Genomic DNA, 19,341 nt, shown 5'->3' with positions numbered 1-19,341 from the left:
GACGTAGTCCGTCCTAGTAGTGAGCTAGCGAACGTCCTAGTACCTAGGACCTTCTCTGCTTTCAGATAGGTTCTAGGTTCTAATACAGTAAACACTTTAACCTCAGTGTCTAACAGTTTAATAATTATGGCAAATAAATCATCTTTATAACGGCATTAGTGACAAAAAAGGCCTGCTTAGCAGGCCTTTAAAAAAAGGTTTAATTTAACAACCTGTGTCTTCTACTTCATATTTTGGAGCAACACTTGCGCTTTGTGCTGGAGTGTATTCAAAATGGCAATCTACAGCTGGATTTGCGTCCTTGTCATATGGAGAACCGCTTTGATAAATAACAGTGGGCTCAGTTAAATCATCGCCAGCTACAATAGTCCAATCATCAGTACTTATGTCTAAAGCCTCTAAAATAGAAGCTGAATCATTCTGTAAATAACCATATGCTATTTTTACAGAGTCTGCAGCTACAGCACCAATTTGTACCGTAGTATCTGCTTCTCTCTCTTCGCCTGCTATAGCAGATTTTGAGTACACTAATGAATTAGCACCCTGCATTGAGCCTTTCAAACCTTGTAGCGTTGACGCTCTTGCATCACTTTGCAGGTTGATAAATTTAGGTGCTGCGGTAACCGCAAGAATACCCAAAATAATAATAACGACCACTAACTCGATCAGCGTAAAACCATTTTGCTTTTGCATTTGCATTAATTCCTATTAACAGCCGTTATCTGTAATGACGTATGTTGGTACAGTATTTTCATCTGCTGCTTGGGTATAAACGAGCTTACAAGCCTCAAGCGTTGCACCCGAACCAGTTTCAGCTGGGGCACCAATTTGCGTTATCGTCATCTCACCACTAGCAACACCAGATACAATCCAATCAGAATCTGCAGTATCAAAGTTTGCATCAATCGCATTATTAAACTCAACTAGAGTAGCTTGAAGGTAACCATAATTAGTAACTGCGAATTCTCCGCTGCCAATATCAACACCTTCTTCTGGACTAGCTGGATCAGTAATAGTCCAATCTCCTGTAGCTTTTTTCTCATCACCACCTAAAGCGGCTTTAGCGAAAACTAGCCCATTTGCACCTTGGATTGCGCCTTTAACACCTTGAAGAGCAGATTCACGCGCATCGCTCTGCAGATTAATAAATTTAGGCGCTGCGGTGACTGCCAAGATACCCAAAATAATAATAACCACCACTAATTCAATTAGCGTAAAACCATTTTGCTTTTGCATATTCATTTTCATACCTCTATAAAGCGAGTTACAGCTGACGATTGACTCTAATGATAATCCATCATCAGCTGCAAAAAAATTAGTTAATAAAGCTTTCAACTTTGCCATTACCAGGGTTGTAGGTTACACCCTTAGCATTATTGGTATCTTTATCGGGCGAATTGGCTGGAATGCCCGTAGAGTCAGTTAACACTAATGATTCAACTAAATGGTAAACACAAAGATCGACACCAGCAACATCATTACCATCCAAGTCGATAACCGTTCCACCTTCACCATCTTCAACACTTACCGTATAGCGCATGCCTCTTGCATCTTGGTTCAACTGCACGTTACGAGGTGCATTTTGCAATACGTTATTGAACACTTCACTACAACGCGCTACGTTCATATTAGCCGCATTGTTGTTACCGGCAGTGCCTGTCGGATAGCCAAAACGGTCATCGAGTTGAATACGTGCGCCATCGAGCACCACGTTATCAACATTACGGCCATCAACTTCCCACTGTGAGCGCACAAAGCTGACTGCAGTTGCTAGTCCACCAGAAACACCATCAACACTGGCGTCTTCAGCTTCTTCGGTTACGTTCAAAAAACGTGGAATAGCTGTTGCTGCTAGCAAGCCCAAAATCACGATAACAATCACTAACTCTATAAGGGAAAAACCCTTTTGCTGCTGTCTAATCATTTTAATCCCCATTTGGTTATAAGTTTATTCTATCAGTTTGTTAACAATAGAAAACAGATAATTTCACTATTTACTCAAAGTCCGTCAAAAATATGACTCGCCCAGAACCTATTTGGTAGCTGATACTTCCGCCAGATATGCCAATATACCGACACACACCTGTATTAAAGTTGAACTTGGTGACAACTTGTTGGGCGTAACTGACACCCAACAACTCTTCTACGAGAGCACGACAGCCAGCAACAGTTGTTTCATCCGGTATTGGCCAGCCCCCTGCAGCCATAGAGACATAGCTTATGGTCTCTACGCTATCCGTTAAATCGCTACGCCAATCCAGTTGCAACCGGTCAGGTTTACCTTGGATCAGCCACTGGGAGCGAATAACCCCCAATACATTAAGTAGTCGATTATGTTCGACTTGCATGCTCTGCTTGCCGACTTTGTTTACGCTATCAAAATAATTAAAAGCTAAATAAGATAACACTAACGATAGTATTACTAGCGCAAAAACCCTCTTTAACAGGGTCAATAATTCACCATCTGCCTTCTGCTGACTAAGCACTTGCCACTCTCTGCTCTAGCATCAGTTACCGCCCTTAACGACACTCAACATGTCCCACATGGGTAGATAAATGCCTAACGCCAGCACCAATACGATACAGGCAACAAAACCGATTAATATCGGTTCCAGTTTAGCCGTTAGGTTTTTAAGATCGTAATCGACTTCGCCTTCGTAAAAGTCTGCCGCATCGTTAAGTAGCTGATCAATTTGACCGGTCTCCTCACCCACCGCAACCATCTGCAACACTAATGGGGTAAATAGCTGGCTACTATTGTGTACCCTTAACATGGAGTCACCGGACTCGATACCACGGCGCATAGCCACTATACGGTCATGCATATAAGCGTTATCCACCGCATCCGCCACTAGGCTTAAGGCTTGCGTCATAGGAACACCGGCACTCAGCATCATCGAAAAGCTACGGCAATAGCGAGAAAGCGTTGAACGTTCAATAATACTGCCCACCGCAGGAATATTGAGTTTCCAGCGGTCCCATTGTCGTTCACCTTTGTCAGTGCTGTGCCAGTAACGGATCCCCACATAAGATGCAATTAAAATCACGATCATCAAAGCCCAATAATTAACAAACAGGCTCGATGTGTTGATAAGCAACTTGGTTGCCCAGGGGAGATCGGCGCCAAAACGGGAGAACATCTCCGCAAACTTAGGAATGACCATAATATTGAGGATCACCATCGCGATGGAAATCGCAATCAGCACAAATATGGGGTAGCGCATGGCCGCTTTAATCCGTCGCCGTGTCTCTTGCTCGCGCTCTATATAGCCAGACAGCTGAATAAACGCATCTTCTAACTTACCGGTGTTCTCACCCACATGGATCATCGATATAAACAGTGCATCAAACACATCTGGGTGTTGGTTCATCGCTGATGAAAGCGGCCTACCGGAGGTGAGCTGCACTGAAATATCGTTGAGAGCATCTTTCATACGCTGTGAATGGGTGGTCTCTGAAAGACCCGCTATCGCGCGTAACATTGGAATACCCGAGCGCGTTAATGAATACATTTGCCGAGTAAAAATTTGTAGTTCTTCAAGTGCGACCTTGCCTTTAAATAACGACTTAAGACTAAACTCTTTCAGCTCTTTTGCGGGAGAAAGCTCAAGTGGGATCACGCCGCGAGACATTAGTTGGTCGGCCGCTGCACTTTCTGAGCTAGCATCTAACTGCCCAGTAACTTGCTCTCCTTGGGCACTGCGCCCGCGATACTGATAACTCGGCATTATGCACCCTCACCGACATTAAGCGTGTCATCGCTGACATCCTCAACCAGCTTGGCCACTTCCTCGATGGTCGTCATACCTTGTGCTAAATACGCTAAGGCAGAATCTGCTAAGGGGGTAAAGTTAGGGCTGTTATAGGCTGCGTTAGTAAACTGCTGCGGATTGCCTGAACGCATCGCCTCGACCATAGGTTCATCTAACTCTAGCATCTCAAACACACCGATACGGCCGCGATAACCGCTACCGTTACAACTTTGACAACCGGTTCCGACTCTAAAGGTCGCCTTTGAGATATCAATTTTACTGACGGTTGTAAGCCATACCTTTTCCTGCGCGGTTAACACATAAGGACTGGCGCAGTTTTGACAGACCCGGCGCACCAAACGTTGGGCAATAATAACTCTTAAGGCACTGGCAACTAAGTAAGCCGCAGCGCCCATGTCTAACAGTCGTAACGCACTGGTTACCGCATCATTAGTGTGCAGGGTTGAAAGCACGAAGTGACCCGTTAAGGCACCACGAAGCCCAATCTCAACCGTCTCTTGATCTCGCATCTCACCCACCATGATGATATCGGGATCTTGACGCAAGGTGGTTCGTAGCACGTTAGAAAAATCGAGGCCTATCTTGTGGTTAACTTGCACCTGATTTATACGGGGCAGCTGGTACTCGACAGGATCTTCAACGGTGATGATTTTTCTGTCGGCAGTATTGAGCTCACTGAGTACACCATACAGGGTGGTGGTTTTACCGCTACCCGTTGGCCCGGTGACTAAAAGCATGCCATGAGGACGCTTAATTTGTCGACGAATACGTGCCAGCATGGCAGCTGGCATCCCGGTTTGGTTTAAGGTCAGCAAACCTGCTGATTGATCAAGTAGACGCATTACCACGGACTCACCATGGTAAATAGGCATAGTCGACATACGCACGTCGATCTTATGCCCTTTGATCTCCATGTGAAAACGACCATCTTGTGGCAAACGTTTTTCAGATATATCGAGTCCTGCCATCAGTTTCAAACGCAATACCAAGGCGGCGGCGATATTCACTTCGGGTAGTATATTTTCATGCAGTTGACCATCTATACGCTGGCGGATCCTTAATGCATTCTCGCCGGGTTCAATATGAATATCCGATGCTCGCATCTGCACTGCATCTTCAAATATTGACTGTAATAACTTAACCACGGTGGTTTCATTGTCAGCGTCGCCGTCAGTTAGGCTCGCGAGATCGAACAGGTCGTCAGCCGCATACTCCTCTTCTAACTTACCGGCTATTTCCGCAATTTCATCAGTACGGCGATAAAGATTGTCGAAAGCATCAAGCAGTTGATTTTCAGTCACGACCGCGATGTTAATACGTTTAGGGACAAGCAGCCCCTCTAGCGTATCCATTGCCTGTAGATCCGCAGGATCGCTCATGGCTACTAAGACCGAATCACCATTATCTTCAACCACTAGGGCACGATAACGTCGGGCCTGCACCTCAGGTAGCAGCCCAACAACCGTTGAGGCAATGGCACGTTTACTGATATCTAAAAAAGGAATATTGAGCTGCTGAGACAAAAACTTCAGCAACTGCTCTTCTGTGATCGATGAAAGATCGATTAACGTGCGTCCAAGCTTTTTACCGCTATTACGCTGTTCACTCAACGCTTGGCCGAGCTGGTCATCGGTAATGATGTGCTCTTGAACGAGAAGATCACCTAAACGCATTTTTAACTTAGGTTTCACTGGAATGCTCCTAACTGCACCAATCGATTATCAACATAGGCTTGCGCTTGAGAAGAGAGGTTCCCTTGTGCCAAGGCTTGCTTGTAGGCATTTTTGGCCTCGGTATAGTTTTTCTGAGAGTCGAGTGCATAGCCCAGCCCCATCCACCATCGCCCCTGGCTAGGTTCATTTTTGGCGAGTTGCCTAAAGCTTTGCTCTGCAACGGGGAAGTCTTGCTCTTTTTGTGCTAAATCACTTTGTTGATGCCACTTCTTTAACGCCAAGGCACTCGTGTCGGGAATTAGCCCCAAGCTGTCCAACGCTTGCTTATTCTGCCCCGCTGCCTGCTGCACGCGTGCTAACAGCAGTGAATACTCATACTCTTCAGGGAATAATAGTTGCCCTTGCTTTAATAGCTGCGCAGATTCTGACAACTTGTTTTGCCCATAATAAAGCGCTGCGGCCTGCTTTCTGGCTTGATGTAGAGCAGGGTTATAAGCCAAAGCCGCCTTATAATAAGTGAGTGCATCGCTATGCAATCCCTGCTGCTGGGCATCATTTGCCAATATCATCTGTTTCTGTGCCAACTGCTTAGGGGTTAACTTGACCTCTTTTATCGCCATATTGCTGCCGCTATAAGATGCGCGAGTCGCCGGTTTAGTAGGCTCTATACTCATCGAGCTGACTTTTTTGCTAACGGGCAAACTTGCAGGACTTTTAGTGGCTGTCACTCCGCTCACTTCATTGCTAGTTTGGCTACTAGCGAGTGTATTGTCATCGAGGCCTGTGGTACTTTCGTCAGTCACATCTGCTGCTATCACTTGCACAGGGCTAACCGCTGGCGGCGTCAATTCCGCTGCTGCGGAGTGATCGTCATGGCTGTTCCTGACAACACTCGTCGCTGCAGCCTCGTCTATAACCGCTGGCTCCGTTAGCCGATCAGCAATTTGATGACTTGGCGCTTCGCTTTGCAAAGCCGTAATCACATCATCAATCATGCTGGGGTTACTAGGCTCAATAACAATAAAGACAATCAAGCCACCCATCAGCAACGACAGTAAACTGGTCATGACGATAGCTAGCTTAGATTGGCGCTGAGGTAACAGCGCACTTTGTGGCTTTGCCATGCTCTCAATGCCGTGAGGTTGTTGTCGCTTATCTAAATCTTTGAGCATCTTATTGATTACGCTCATACAACACCTCCCTTAAACCAATATAGAGTCGCTAATACCATGCTGGTTAATGCACCTGCAGCCAATGTCCAATGCAGTAATGAATGCTTGTGAGAGGATGCATCTTCGGTATCTGCGATAGCGGCATCAACATGATGCTTTGAAATTTTCATCACCCCTTCACCGAAACAAACCAGTAGCGCTTTATGAGATAAAATATTGATCAAACGCGGGATCCCTCGCGCCGCTTTCGCGATACGCTTAGCATTGAAGTCTGTAAACAAAGTCTCATCTTTATTGCCTGCCACTTTTAATCGATGTTGAATATAAGCGGAAGACTCATCTAATGTGAGGGAGCGAAGACAGTAGCTGAAGGTTATTCGTTGTCTCAGCTGCCTAAATTTGCTCATGGCAAGACGTTCATCGAGCTCTGGCTGAGCAAATAACACCACCTGCAATAGTTTTCGACTCTCTGTTTCTAAGTTGGTAAATAACCGTAACGCCTCTAAACTATCGTCGGGTAAGGCTTGTGCTTCATCCAAGACTAAAATAATTGAGTGCCCATGTGCACTTAGCGCCATTAACTGCTGTTGAATTAAACCGGTGAGCTGCTGCTGCCCCATCTGGCTAGAGTGTTTAAGTCCAAGTTCCATCGCTACAGCCCAGCGAAGTTCGGCGGGTGTAAGGTACGGGTTAGGCAAATAAGCACAGTGAAAACGCTCAGGCAGCTCATTAATGAGCTTTCGACAAATCAAGGTTTTTCCAGTACCAACTTCGCCGGTAACCTTGATAAAACCTTCGCCGGTTTGTAACGCCGTTTGCAGCACTTGCAAGGCTTCCACGTGCGGTGCTAATCCAAAAAAGAACTCTGTATTCGGTGTCAATGAAAATGGCGTTTCAGTTAACCGAAAGTGCTGCAGATACAAGGCTACTCCTCCTCTGGATACCAGCGGTCGAGTAGATCTTGAGAGCGTTTAAGCTCGCTCTTCCATGTGTCAGCACCAACAACGATAGGTTTAAGTAGGATAACCAATTCTGTCTTTACGGTGGATTTAACACGGTTAGTAAATGCCTCACCAATAAATGGAATATCCCCAAGTAACGGTACCTTAGAAACCAGCTCAATGTTCTCACTCTTCATCAAGCCACCGATGACGACCACATCGCCACTTGCAGCTCGAATGACAGTATCGGACTCACGGATTTCACTTTGCGCCAATGGGAGCTCCAAGGTGCTATCGGCGATCTTAATCGTTTTAGTCTGCTCTTTAATATTAATGACCGATGGGTGGATATGTAATAACACATTCCCTTCTGCATCGATTTGCGGGGTAACATCGAGTGCGATGCCGGAGAAAAATGGCGTAAGCTCAACTTCAGGGCTGGTGACAGGGGTGGTGCCAGCAATCGTCGTTGAAGAAACATCGGTGACAAAGTACTCGTCAGTGCCCACTTTAATCACGGCTTTTTGGTTATTTGACGCGGTAACACGTGGGCTCGATAGCACATCAACATCGCCTTGCGTATCAAGCAAACTAATCATGGTGCTAAAGTCTGAACCTTGAAGATTTATAGAGGTCACCCCACCTAGCGCACTGGTGATAGGATCCGTTAAGCCTGTCGATGGACTGGTGCCAAAGGTAATATCGGTACTACCGGCATGGCCCAATACGCTTTCCCAATGGATCCCTTGTTGGTAACCATCAGACAAGGTCACTTCAAGCACTTTCGCTTCGATAATGACTTGGCGTTGCAAGTGACTTTCTGCCATTTTGATAAAATTACGCACTTGTCTTATCTCATTGGGGAAGGCCCGCACGGTGACGAGTCCAGCCAGTGGGGTAATCACCACTTGGCGTCCGCCGCCACTTTCGCCCACAATGGAGACTAATGTTTCTTTTAACTCGCCCCAAAAATCAGATTTAGTTGTTGAGCGGATAAAAGTACCGTTGGTTTGCTCATTGCTACTATTGCTTGAATTTGAGTCACTATTGGAGCTATTACTCGAATTATTATTGCCGCTATTGCTGTTATTACTCCCACTGGAGCTGTTGTTATCATCTGAAATACGCCCAGAATTAACCGAGGTTAAGGACAGTCCTTCGCGCTGCATATAGAGGTAGTTGAGTGAAAAGGTTTCGGTACGCATGCCAGCAGGGTAAATACGTAAAATGCGCCCTTCTCGGCTCACTTCATAACCATAAATATCTTCAACAACTTGCAAGGTTTCGTTAAGGGTAACCCCTTTTAATGAAAGCGAAATCTGTCCTGAGACATCAGGGTGCACAGCCACACTCAATGGTGTGCCCTGCACTAGACTGGGGAAAAATACTTTAGCGTCTACTTCATGGGCTGACACGTCAAAACGACGCTCAGCTCTTCTCGCTGGTGTAAAGCCGGCCAGTAAACTGTCTGACGCGAGCTCTCTTTGCACGTCTTTAGGCAGTACAGCAGGCGGTGGCGCTAAGGCAGCGGTGTCAGCGATGGTGATAGAATCAGCTAAAGCTTGTTTTGACTCTACTGGGTTCGGCCGGTCAACAGTTTGGCAAGCCACTAATAACAATGCCAGTAAAGGGGTTATATATCGTGTTGAGCGCATCTGTTTATTGTCCCTTAATCTCTGTAATCGTTTTAAACATTGTCAGTTTACGGCCATCCGCTAACGACACAGTATCCTTGCCAATATGCACAATCTTTACACCTTGTACTCGTTGACCCTGCTTAAAGATCTCATTATTAATCACGGCCAAAGAGCCATCTTGTTTAATTAGCACACTGTTCAATGTCAATGACTTATTCACTGACACAGTTGCTGTATTGGTTATACTTGCGCCTGCACCAGGTAACGTTGGATCACGTAAACTAGCGGCACTTAAGTTAACACAATAACTGCCTACAACGATTAGCAGTACTAAGCGACTAATTTGTTTTAGCAACACTAATAAAGTCCTTATTTATACTTAGGGTATAAAGCTCTAACGTGATTGCCGCTTTGGGATAGGCATCCACTTTATAATCCATGCTGCGCCAGTAGAGTTTATTTGGCATACTCTCAACAGCTTCAACAAAGCGCAATACCGAAAAGTAATCACCAGTAAACTCCAGCCTGATCCCATGGCTATACAAATTCATTTTTTTCTCTTCGCCGACTTCCAATAATGCCGTTGGTGCGATTGAGGTAAAGGCGTTCAATTTAATGCCTTTTACATTTGAAAGTAGCCCAGCAAGCAAGGCCGGCATATGATCTGCTGGCACCATATCAACCATTTGAAAAGACAGTTCTTCATCTATTTGAGCTGTTTGCTGAATAATATTAGCTAAGCGCTGGCGATACACGGTGTCGGGGTCGCTAGCCAAACTTTGCTCATAGAGCGCAATCTGCTGCTGTGAAATATTGTTGTCACTGTTTAAAGAGGAGATCTGCTGACTTAACTGAGTATGCTTGGTTAACAGTGACTCTAACGGCAAATAAAAAAGCAACCCCGCAACGATAAGCACCGCAGCCGCCACTAACACCCTTTCACGTTGGCTAAGCTCATCAAACTTGCTAGCTAAATCATACCAGTGCTGTTTCATTATCGAGCCTCCACGGCATTGCTGCCCGTTTCGACATCACTGGTTAATTTAAATGCCAGCGGTTGGTCTTCACCTAGGCTCATGGTCATTGATGCAAATGCATGACCTCTTAATGTGGTGGTGGTTTTAAGTCTATCAATCCAATTGGGAACGCTTTGTGGGCTAGAGGTGTAGCCTTCGAAGATATAGCGATTCTCGTTAACCTGAATGCGGTTCAGCCAAATGCTGCGATCAGCCACGCTGGCCAAATCTGTCAGCAGCGGTGAGTAACCAAAACTTGTCAGCGCTTCTTGTTGACTCAACTTACCCATTAACATCTGCTTGAGCGCTAACTGTTGCGCTTTTAATTCGACTTCAGCAACCAGCGATGCACTTGGCAGTCTTTTGGCTAGGTCAGCTTCGAGCTCAGTTTTCTGCCTATCTAAAGTGGCCTTAGTTTGTTGCAATTCAGCTTTTTCAGACGCTAAGCTCGACACCAATCCATAGGCAATAGCACTGCTCAGTAGCAACACTAAAACCAAGCCAACGAGCACTTGGTTCAATCGTAAAAAAGATAAACCTAGTTCAGCTGGAAAGAGGGACTCCGAGTAGAGGTTAACTCTTAATTTCATATCGTTTCACCTCGCGAAAACTCGGCCAAGGCCATCTGAGAGAAGATCACTTCTACCGACTCAGCTTGGAAAGGTGTCACACTTTGACTGAAGTTTTCACTCACTAATTCGGCTAGTTTGTCCCGGGCACCCAACATCAGTAAGTCAATCGAGGCGACGGGGGCTTCACGCAGCTGGCTTTCAAAAAAGTCCATTGAACGTTGGATCTCTAAACTCAAATTGTCAGCATGACCAAAAGCCAAATCATCAGCGGCTATGCTATCGAGCTGTAAAAACCCTCTGACTCTGCGCTGCATAAATAGCTCGCCATTCTTTACCACGGCAAGCAAAAGCTCACCGCCAGTGCGGTGACTGAGTAACAACCTTGCTTGGCTATCATTAAACAGATTGGTAACAGCCATCTCTTCAATCGTTACGCCGCACGTTTCATTGCCCGTCGCCCTTACGGCGAGTAGTAGGTTTGTGAGTTGTTTTTTTTCAGCAACAACAACACTTAATTTGTTGGTCGTTTGCTTAGATGATTCGAAGTAATCTAAATGGATGTCGGTTACCGGTTGGCTAACCAGATCTTTTACTGACCATAGCAACGCAGCATTCATCTCTTCGGCTTCGACATTTGGCCTATCAACCTGCATCACTTGATAAAACTCGGCAGATAAAACGATTTGAATTTTTGCAATGCCGAACGATTTTACGATCTGCTCGAAGGCATAGATCCAATCAAATTTTTTGAAGGTAAAAGTGGATGAATTGGCGGCAGACTTTTCAGTTGCCCCTTGATATACAAATATTTTATCGGCACAAACATATAACCCCAACGCTGTTGTTGGAACGGCTTTCCGCCAAAATTGGAGTTTACTTAACCAGCTATCTTCCATTCATCCATGCCTTAAATACTGTCAATTTCGACCAAAAAAATATCACACTGCCGTACTATTGATAACGACTTGTTAATTAAATACTAATGGCACTCATTCAAGTTAGAACAATAGTCTTCTTATGTCATTAGTGTAACCACTAATAGCTGAATATTATAGAAAAACATCCATAATACCGTTAGATTATCTGGCGTAATGAAAATAAAAACAGCTTACGTCTCCTCTATCGGCTCACTAAAGAAACTTCCCTGCCCCGCACTCACCCCTAGAATTTGTAATGTCTGCCACTCTTCAAAAACTTCAACACCTTCAGCGCAAATCTGTACGTCAAGACGATACAGGCCAGCAATGAGACTGCGTACAAAGAGTTGATTCTCCGCTCGTAAGTGGATTTGACTAACAATAGAGCGATGCAGTTTAATTAAAGAGATGGGGTAACGTTGAAAGTATTCAGTACTAACAACCTGTTGCCCAACCCTATCAACACAGATCCCCGCGCCCATTTTACTGATCATGTCGAGCGGCTCAGTGAGCACATCTTGGTTATTCACCAATATATCTTCATTTACCTCAAAGATAATCCGTGGCACTAGATGTCGATACTCCAATAATGTGGTTTTCAACCAGCGCACAAATGCGCGGCTGGTTAATGTATCTAAACTCAGGTTTATACTGAACTTAAGGCTAGTATCCTTTTGTTTCGGTAACACATCAAACAACACCATCTCAATAACCTGTCTCTCGATTTGAGGAGTGAGGCCGCATTTAATTGCCATGGGTAAAAAGAGTGTCGCGCGGACCAAATTGCCTTGAGTATCCCGCAATCGGCACGATACCTCCTGGTGATGTGCATTAAAATCACCATCAACAACAGGCTGCGAGAATAAAAACACGCGTTTGCTTACCAGCACACTCTCCAAAAAGCTGCGCCAACGTACAGAGCCTTTGGACAAGTCACCATCAACCGCGCCCTTATCATACATAAACCAGCTACTACCGCCCTGAAATTGAGCTGATCGCAGCGCGAGTTCGGCCTCTTCAACTAACGCATCTTTATCATCACCCACTTTGAAATAGGCGCCACCTAGATGCAGGAAGTCATCAGGTGTGTCGAGTAAGCTATCAATCTGGCTCAAACTTGCCCGTAATAACTTAGCCGCTAATTGGTCCGCTTCTTTTTGAGAAATTTGTGGCACAACGACCGCGAACTGGTTATAAGAGCGGCGCGAGAAAATGCTGTTAGCTTTGCTCACTAAAATTTGATTTATGGTGGCGATGATTTGTGAAAGTATCTCATTGACCTCTTCATCACCAATCTCTCGGGTTAACAGGTCTAGATCTTCCATCTCGAACAGATACAACACGCCCGGTGTCATCATGCCGCTATTATTACTCAGTGCATCCAATCGATTTTTGAGGAACAAACGGTTACCAACCCCGGTTTCAGCATCAAGAAAAGTGTTGGCACGTATAAACTGATCAAACCTTGCGCGCTCTTTATGCGCATCATGTAGCTCTAGCAGTAGCTGCGTCATGGCACGGTTTATCATTCTAGGCCTGCCATGGCCCTTCTCAGCTAAGGCCTTATCACGCTTGCCACTTAAGATGAGATTGGCTCGTTGTGCAAGATCTTCAATACCAATAAGTTCGTCCGACAGCCACCGAAATCCAAACCGAACAAATAGTGCTACAGCAATACAGCCGATCAATATAATCAGCCACTCATAGGCCCCCATCTCATGCTTATTAAATGGCTGTGGTAACACAAGTTCCATGACTAGACCATCGCCAAGGTCACTGCTGTAGCGCACCCCTGCCGACTGCGGCTTTTTAGCCTTGAACTCAAAAAAAGTGGCGTTATCTTTAGTCAGAATAAATGATTTCGCTTGGTATGCATGCAGCACTGGCGGCAACCAATTATTAAGCTGCCACTTATCTTCTGGTGCCACAGATACCGCTAACTGCTGTTGCAACATCCCCTCAAGTTCCGACACTTTTTGCTGTTGAAATGCATAGGTCAACTGAAAGAAACTGAACATGGCGGTTAAAAAACCGATAAAGGCAACTCCAGCTAACGACATCAGCCAAAAGCTAGTGAGTTTCTTAGTAAGCATTCGAGTAAGGATCATATATCTTATTTTGATTTAGAAGACTTATCCCGCATATAGCGGCTTATTGAGGATTATTAAACAGCGGATGGTAAAAGGCAAAATAAAAACGATAGAAAACAAAAAAGGGCCCTAAGGCCCTTTCATTAATCGGTGTAACAATACCTGATTACGACTCCATATAACCGATAGGAAGTGTCGTAATATGGGCAACACCAGATTCGATAGCAGCAATCGCTACGGCTTTGGCAATATTCGGCAATAAACGCGGATCCATTGGCTTTGGAAGTACATACTCAGCACCAAACTCAAGCGAGCTCACATCTGGATAAGCAGCAAGCACTGATGCTGGAACAGCTTCTTTCGCTAAGCTTGCAATGGCGTGCACTGCAGCAATTTTCATTTCATCATTAATCTTTGATGCACGCACATCTAATGCACCACGGAAAATAAATGGAAAACATAATACGTTATTAACTTGGTTTGGATAGTCACTGCGACCCGTTCCCATAATCAAGTCTTTACGTGTTTCATGAGCAATTTCGGGTCTAATCTCAGGATCTGGATTTGAACAAGCAAAAATCACTGGCTTTTCAGCCATCAAAGCAACATCTTCAGCGCCTAGAACATCTGGGCCAGACAATCCTAAGAAAGCATCTGCGCCTTTTATAACATCTTGTAGCGTGCGCTTATCAGTGTTATTCGCAAACAACGCCTTATACTCGTTAATGTCTTCGCGACGCGTGTGGATAACGCCTTTTCTATCTAGCATGTAGATATTTTCGCGTTGCGCACCACACTTAACGATCATGGTCATACAGGCGATTGCAGCTGCGCCAGCACCCATACAAACAAATACGGCCTCTTCAATCGACTTGCCTTGGATCTCTAACGCATTGATCATGCCAGCGGCAGTCACAATCGCAGTACCATGTTGGTCATCATGAAAAACAGGCACATTACAGCGCTCAATCAATATTTTTTCGATCTCAAAACACTCTGGCGCTTTAATATCTTCAAGGTTGATACCACCGAATGTATCGGCAATCGCTTCAACGGTATTAATAAACTCTTCAGACGTTCTGTGTTTCACTTCGATATCTGTCGCATCAATATTGGCAAAGTGCTTAAACAGAAGTGCTTTACCTTCCATGACAGGTTTAGAGGCCAACGGACCTAGATTACCTAAACCTAAAATGGCGGTACCGTTAGAGATCACAGCAACTGTGTTTCCTTTACCGGTATAGCGATATGCATTTTCAGGGTTTGCCGCTATTTCACGAACGGGTTCAGCCACACCGGGGCTATATGCCAGTGCAAGGTCCATGCTCGTTTCTGCGGGTTTTGTTAGGCAAACTGCTGTTTTACCTGGAACGGGTAATTCATGATAATCGAGGGCTTGTTGACGAAGATCGGCCATTTTTCTAATCCTGAGTGCGACTAATATTATCCAAAGCGAAAGGTCGACAGCTAAACGGTTATTTTGGCTTGTTTAGGTTACTGTGGTTTGGTGCAAACCTAAACAAAAAACGTAAGCTGATAGACGCTAAGATACTCGAATATAGAAGCATTTCAATTAAGATCTTTGAAAAACTCGACTTTATCGCTATATATTATTTCAACTTGTCTTTTTCATCGGTTATCTGCGACAAATGAGTGCCATTTACCCATTATTTCCTGTAATAAAAATACACGCTATACCGTGTTACCAGCTGGCTTTGCGGCAGAGTAAGATTAAAAACGTTACTAAACTTACTAATATCTTGCTTAAACATCATCAAAAGCAAATTATCATCGATTAACAGTGCAAAAACATGAGCTTTTCTTTCACATCCATTCACCACCCCTTTGACCTATCGTCATTGGTTGGCATTATCTGCCGAAAGTCTTTCAGCTGACTTGGGTTGATAATCGATATGACGGCATAAACCGAGTTTATTTATCCGAACATCATCTTCAATGTTTGATTTTACTTTGCAGAAATAATTTTGCCTCGGCGGCTTTTGGAGCGGAAAGGTCAATTTCAGGATAGCAAAAAGGCGCCATAAGGCGCCTTTTTTAAATTCATTGCAGAAGTAATTACTTCTTGCCAAGTGCACCAAAGCGCTTGTTGAACTTATCGATACGTCCGCCAGTATCCGTCACTTTCTGGGTACCAGTGTAGAATGGGTGACATGCACCACAAACGTCTAAATGTAAGTTTTTACCTACAGTAGAGTTAATTTTGATGATGTTACCACAAGTACAAGTTGCAGTGATTTCTGCATAATCAGGATGAATGCCTGCTTTCATTGGAATTACCTCAAGTTTAAGGCCATGTCGCTCTTCCAACCCGAAGTCGGACACCACATGCAGTTAATAATAGTTTAAGGCGCAGGATGGTACAGCATCTAACCAATAGATTCAAGCGCCCCGTCTTTAATCACTATAAATAGACTCAGTAAGCGCCCGAGCCTAATTTACCAAATCTTTAGTACATTGTATCAAATAATTTCTCGGCAGTCCTAGCATCGGCATATTTATCCAGTATCGCTACAGAGGGACACCCCAATGATGCATCCGACTTTAAGCCATTGATGTTGTTATTTTTAAAAGCCTCTGGATTAGCCTCATAAATGGCCAACATTGCACCGTAAGTGTTGATGCCCCACACTTTAGACTGACGTACACCAATACGCCAAAGCGTTTCGGTGCCATTAAAATCGATCCTGCAGTTGTCTTCGAGATTAGCGGCTATTGCCGCCGTTCTAGCCGATAATAGCTCTTTTGCACCACTATTCGCCTTCTCATCCACTTTGGCTGGCAATGGAGCGGGTTCAGCATATGCCGTTGTCGGTAAACTTTTTACAGGATTGTCACCGAATAAGCTGAGCACAGTCACTTCTCGCCAACGGTTTATTTTATGCTCTTTCACCACCAATACCGCTTCACTATCGACCACATCATCAACGCCAGTCACTAACACCAGAAAATTAGTCAGCGGCGAGCTAACAAGGCGCTCCTCCCCTATCGACTGCCGTAAGAAGTACTGCACTTTATTAGGGTTAGTATGGCTAGAAACGATATTAAGTTTCAGTTTGGGATACTCTCCCAGTTCAAATAATCGTTGATTAATGCTGACATGAGATACTTCGGCAGTAACCGCTGTGCTAAACAGAACTAACGTCGTTAATGCTAAAATTATTATTCTTTTCATCGTTTCCCTTTCTTCGCTCTCAGGCTTAGCAGTTGAATCGCGATATAAATTAAATCTGACTAGCTCTCCTAGACCTGCCTCGGTACACTACAGGCTTATCTCCTATCGAAATAGAGTTTTATGCCTTTGTTTGTTGAGGTCGCACTGCCCGTTCCAATGCGGCAAACCTTTAGTTACCAAGTTCCGGATCATATCGTCATTGCTCCTGTAAAGGGCATGCGAGTACAAGTGCAGTTTGGTCGTCAGCAGCTTATTGGCCTTATTACGGCCATAACGGATACCTGTAAGCTAACCCCTAAACAAATAAAGCCTATTATTAGCATTTTAGACGATGCACCGCTATTACCTGATTCACTCTATAAATTAACTGCTTGGGCTGCAAGGTATTACTTCTGTAGCTTAGGACAAATGCTATCACAAGCAATTCCTGTGGCACTGAGAAAAGGGGCGGAGTCAAAAGCGGCGACCGCGACCTATTGGAGCTTAACTGATACCGGCCGAGCCGCCGACATTAACCAACTTAACCGTGCACCGGCACAACGTAAGTTGTTTAACACACTAACAGAACGCGATCTTGAGCAACACGAGATAGCCGCCTTAGAACTCAGTAAAGCCGCGCTCAAAGCACTCGATGATAAAGGTTGGATAACCAAAAAATCACGAGTAGTCTCAATTGATTTAGGCTGGCGCACCCAGCTTGAAATGACCGAAGAGCCACACAGACTCAACCCTGAACAAGCCATCGCCGTCGCGACACTCACTCAACAATCGGGCTATAACAGCACCCTGCTCGAAGGTGTTACCGGTTCGGGTAAAACAGAAGTCTACCTAGCTTTACTAGAAACAATATTAAAGCAGGGCAAACAAGCGCTAATCCTAGTACCAGAAATTGGCTTAACCCCACAAACCATTAGCCGCTTCAGACGGCGCTTTAATGTAAAAGTGGCAGTCATTCATTCAGGTTTAACTGACAATCAACGCTTAGATGCCTGGCGTAACGCCAAAACAGGTGAAGCGGCGATTATTATCGGCACTCGCTCAGCGCTATTTACGCCGATGGCTTATCCTGGGGTGATCATTTTAGATGAAGAGCATGACTCAAGCTTTAAGCAGCAAGAGGGTGTGGGTTACCATGCGCGTGATCTTGCTGTCATGCGTGGCCATTTAGAAGATATCCCTGTGCTTTTAGGCACAGCGACACCGTCACTTGAAACCTTACAGAATGCTCTTAGTGGCCGATATCATCATCTACAGTTAGGTAAGCGCGCAGGCAATGCAGAAAAAGTACGTCAAGGCATTGTCGATATTCGCAATCAGCCGCTGCGCTCAGGGATGTCCCATGCATTATTAAATGAGATGCGTATTCACCTTGATGCCGGCAACCAAGTCATTTTATTTCTCAATCGACGTGGTTTTGCACCTGCACTGATTTGCCACGAATGTGGCCACCTACACGAATGCGATCGCTGTGATGCCTTCTTTACCGTGCATCAAGCTCTAGGTGAAATTCGCTGTCATCACTGCAGTAATCAGTATGCTATCCCCAAGCAGTGTCATCAATGTGGCAGCACCATGCTCGCGGGCCAAGGTGTCGGTACAGAGCAACTCGCCAGCTTCCTTGAAAAAGAGTTCCCCAACCACCCAGTAGTGCGCATTGACCGTGATACCACCCGTAATAAAGGCTCACTCGAGGGGCACCTCAACGCGATCCATAAAGGTGAATACAAAATTTTAGTCGGCACTCAAATGCTGGCCAAGGGTCATCATTTTCCCGATGTCACTTTAGTCGGGCTGTTGGATGTCGATGGCGCGCTGTTTAGCGCTGACTTTAGAGCACCTGAGCGTTTCGGCCAGCTTTACACCCAAGTATCGGGTCGTGCTGGACGGGCGAATAAACCAGGCACAGTGTTACTGCAAACGCGTCAAAGTGACAATACCATGCTGCGAGAACTGATGCATAAAGGATACGGCGAGTTTTCTCGCAACCAACTCAATGAGCGAAAACAAGCATTACTGCCACCCGCTTGGCATATGATCCTAATTCGTGCAGAAGCTCTCCTTGCAAGCGACGCCGATGCACTGCTCAGCCAAATAGCTGCGTTACTGCCGCAAAACGAAGAGTGTGAGGTGATTGGACCCATGCCCGCGCCACTTGATAGAAAAGCGGGCAAGTATCGTCGCCAGTTACTGTTTCAAACAAAAAGTCGCAATCAACTGCAACAAGCGTTTGAACAAGCACTACCACAAATTGAGCAGTTACCGCTGGCTAAAAAATGCCGCTGGAGTCTAGATCGCGACCCGCAAGATCTGCTTTAAATCGACTTTATTGCAACTAAAGCAGAAAAAGTTCATTAGAG

At 45.1% G+C, this 19,341-nt stretch carries 18 protein-coding genes; 1 reads left to right on the top strand and 17 read right to left on the bottom strand.

Features of this window, described 5'->3' with window-relative positions; genetic code table 11:
* Window positions 1-204: 204 nt before the first annotated feature.
* From L2755_RS10580 to L2755_RS10500, 17 genes are all read right to left on the bottom strand, one after another.
* The gene (locus L2755_RS10580) at window positions 205-693 is read right to left on the bottom strand and encodes a type II secretion system protein (RefSeq protein ID WP_248980660.1); all 489 of its coding nucleotides are present in this window, start codon (window positions 691-693) and stop codon (window positions 205-207) included.
* Between the two features lie 15 nt (window positions 694-708).
* Window positions 709-1,236, bottom strand: coding sequence for a type II secretion system protein (locus tag L2755_RS10575; RefSeq protein WP_248980709.1), 528 nt, complete (start codon window positions 1,234-1,236; stop codon window positions 709-711).
* A gap of 79 nt (window positions 1,237-1,315) precedes the next feature.
* Entirely contained in the window at window positions 1,316-1,921 is a 606-nt protein-coding gene (locus L2755_RS10570) for a pilin (RefSeq protein ID WP_248980708.1), read from the bottom strand.
* 73 nt (window positions 1,922-1,994) lie between these two features.
* Window positions 1,995-2,486 (bottom strand): hypothetical protein, encoded by a 492-nt coding sequence (locus tag L2755_RS10565; protein WP_248980659.1) that lies wholly within the window; start codon window positions 2,484-2,486, stop codon window positions 1,995-1,997.
* Window positions 2,487-2,507: 21 nt separating this feature from the next.
* On the bottom strand, window positions 2,508-3,728 hold the full coding sequence (locus L2755_RS10560) for a type II secretion system F family protein (protein WP_248980658.1): 1,221 nt from the start codon (window positions 3,726-3,728) through the stop codon (window positions 2,508-2,510).
* Window positions 3,728-5,464 (bottom strand): GspE/PulE family protein, encoded by a 1,737-nt coding sequence (locus L2755_RS10555; RefSeq protein WP_248980657.1) that lies wholly within the window; start codon window positions 5,462-5,464, stop codon window positions 3,728-3,730. Before L2755_RS10555 ends, L2755_RS10560 begins: the two co-directional genes overlap by 1 nt.
* Window positions 5,461-6,636: a tetratricopeptide repeat protein gene (locus L2755_RS10550; RefSeq protein WP_248980656.1), complete on the bottom strand. Its 1,176-nt coding sequence runs from the start codon at window positions 6,634-6,636 to the stop codon at window positions 5,461-5,463. Before L2755_RS10550 ends, L2755_RS10555 begins: the two co-directional genes overlap by 4 nt.
* Window positions 6,633-7,541, bottom strand: a complete 909-nt coding sequence (locus L2755_RS10545) for an ExeA family protein (protein ID WP_248980655.1) — start codon at window positions 7,539-7,541, stop codon at window positions 6,633-6,635. The genes L2755_RS10550 and L2755_RS10545 overlap by 4 nt, the downstream gene beginning before the upstream one ends.
* 2 nt (window positions 7,542-7,543) lie before the next feature.
* Window positions 7,544-9,214 (bottom strand): pilus (MSHA type) biogenesis protein MshL, encoded by a 1,671-nt coding sequence (gene mshL, locus L2755_RS10540; RefSeq protein ID WP_248980654.1) that lies wholly within the window; start codon window positions 9,212-9,214, stop codon window positions 7,544-7,546.
* A gap of 4 nt (window positions 9,215-9,218) precedes the next feature.
* The gene (locus tag L2755_RS10535) at window positions 9,219-9,554 is read right to left on the bottom strand and encodes an MSHA biogenesis protein MshK (protein WP_248980653.1); all 336 of its coding nucleotides are present in this window, start codon (window positions 9,552-9,554) and stop codon (window positions 9,219-9,221) included.
* Entirely contained in the window at window positions 9,535-10,191 is a 657-nt protein-coding gene (locus L2755_RS10530) for a type II secretion system protein M (RefSeq protein ID WP_248980652.1), read from the bottom strand. The genes L2755_RS10535 and L2755_RS10530 overlap by 20 nt, the downstream gene beginning before the upstream one ends.
* Window positions 10,191-10,802 carry a PilN domain-containing protein gene (locus tag L2755_RS10525; RefSeq protein ID WP_248980651.1) on the bottom strand — a complete coding sequence of 204 codons (612 nt, stop codon included), beginning with the start codon at window positions 10,800-10,802 and terminating at the stop codon, window positions 10,191-10,193. Before L2755_RS10525 ends, L2755_RS10530 begins: the two co-directional genes overlap by 1 nt.
* Complete coding sequence (locus tag L2755_RS10520) at window positions 10,799-11,680, bottom strand: type IV pilus biogenesis protein PilM (protein ID WP_248980650.1); 882 nt, start codon at window positions 11,678-11,680, stop codon at window positions 10,799-10,801. The genes L2755_RS10525 and L2755_RS10520 overlap by 4 nt, the downstream gene beginning before the upstream one ends.
* Before the next feature lie 212 nt (window positions 11,681-11,892).
* The gene (csrD, locus tag L2755_RS10515; RefSeq protein WP_248980649.1) at window positions 11,893-13,809 is read right to left on the bottom strand and encodes an RNase E specificity factor CsrD; all 1,917 of its coding nucleotides are present in this window, start codon (window positions 13,807-13,809) and stop codon (window positions 11,893-11,895) included.
* Window positions 13,810-13,957: 148 nt separating this feature from the next.
* Window positions 13,958-15,208 (bottom strand): malic enzyme-like NAD(P)-binding protein, encoded by a 1,251-nt coding sequence (locus L2755_RS10510; RefSeq protein WP_248980648.1) that lies wholly within the window; start codon window positions 15,206-15,208, stop codon window positions 13,958-13,960.
* Window positions 15,209-15,867: 659 nt separating this feature from the next.
* A complete protein-coding gene (gene rpmE, locus L2755_RS10505) occupies window positions 15,868-16,080 on the bottom strand; it encodes a 50S ribosomal protein L31 (RefSeq protein ID WP_202286633.1) in 213 nt (70 codons plus the stop codon).
* Window positions 16,081-16,258: 178 nt separating this feature from the next.
* The gene (locus tag L2755_RS10500) at window positions 16,259-16,984 is read right to left on the bottom strand and encodes a FimV/HubP family polar landmark protein (RefSeq protein WP_248980647.1); all 726 of its coding nucleotides are present in this window, start codon (window positions 16,982-16,984) and stop codon (window positions 16,259-16,261) included.
* A 120-nt stretch (window positions 16,985-17,104) separates the two neighbouring features.
* Here L2755_RS10500 and priA point away from each other — a divergent pair, with 120 nt between their 5' ends.
* Window positions 17,105-19,300 carry a primosomal protein N' gene (priA, locus tag L2755_RS10495; RefSeq protein WP_248980646.1) on the top strand — a complete coding sequence of 732 codons (2,196 nt, stop codon included), beginning with the start codon at window positions 17,105-17,107 and terminating at the stop codon, window positions 19,298-19,300.
* Window positions 19,301-19,341 lie beyond the last annotated feature (41 nt).

The organism is Shewanella abyssi, assembly GCF_023284025.1.
In the GTDB taxonomy this organism is placed as follows: domain Bacteria; phylum Pseudomonadota; class Gammaproteobacteria; order Enterobacterales; family Shewanellaceae; genus Shewanella; species Shewanella abyssi.
This window is presented reverse-complemented; position numbering and strand designations above follow the sequence as displayed.

Excerpts from the sequence above, each read along its gene's own strand:
- L2755_RS10550 (WP_248980656.1), bottom strand. The coding sequence starts at position 6,636 with ATGAGCGTAATCAATAAGATGCTCAAAGATTTAGATAAGCGACAACAA.
- mshL (WP_248980654.1), bottom strand. The coding sequence starts at position 9,214 with ATGCGCTCAACACGATATATAACCCCTTTACTGGCATTGTTATTAGTG.
- priA (WP_248980646.1), top strand. The coding sequence starts at position 17,105 with ATGCCTTTGTTTGTTGAGGTCGCACTGCCCGTTCCAATGCGGCAAACC.
- rpmE (WP_202286633.1), bottom strand. The coding sequence starts at position 16,080 with ATGAAAGCAGGCATTCATCCTGATTATGCAGAAATCACTGCAACTTGT.
- L2755_RS10510 (WP_248980648.1), bottom strand. The coding sequence starts at position 15,208 with ATGGCCGATCTTCGTCAACAAGCCCTCGATTATCATGAATTACCCGTT.
- csrD (WP_248980649.1), bottom strand. The coding sequence starts at position 13,809 with ATGATCCTTACTCGAATGCTTACTAAGAAACTCACTAGCTTTTGGCTG.
- L2755_RS10530 (WP_248980652.1), bottom strand. The coding sequence starts at position 10,191 with ATGAAACAGCACTGGTATGATTTAGCTAGCAAGTTTGATGAGCTTAGC.
- L2755_RS10520 (WP_248980650.1), bottom strand. The coding sequence starts at position 11,680 with ATGGAAGATAGCTGGTTAAGTAAACTCCAATTTTGGCGGAAAGCCGTT.
- L2755_RS10575 (WP_248980709.1), bottom strand. The coding sequence starts at position 1,236 with ATGCAAAAGCAAAATGGTTTTACGCTAATTGAATTAGTGGTGGTTATT.
- L2755_RS10500 (WP_248980647.1), bottom strand. The coding sequence starts at position 16,984 with ATGAAAAGAATAATAATTTTAGCATTAACGACGTTAGTTCTGTTTAGC.
- L2755_RS10580 (WP_248980660.1), bottom strand. The coding sequence starts at position 693 with ATGCAAAAGCAAAATGGTTTTACGCTGATCGAGTTAGTGGTCGTTATT.
- L2755_RS10525 (WP_248980651.1), bottom strand. The coding sequence starts at position 10,802 with ATGAAATTAAGAGTTAACCTCTACTCGGAGTCCCTCTTTCCAGCTGAA.
- L2755_RS10560 (WP_248980658.1), bottom strand. The coding sequence starts at position 3,728 with ATGCCGAGTTATCAGTATCGCGGGCGCAGTGCCCAAGGAGAGCAAGTT.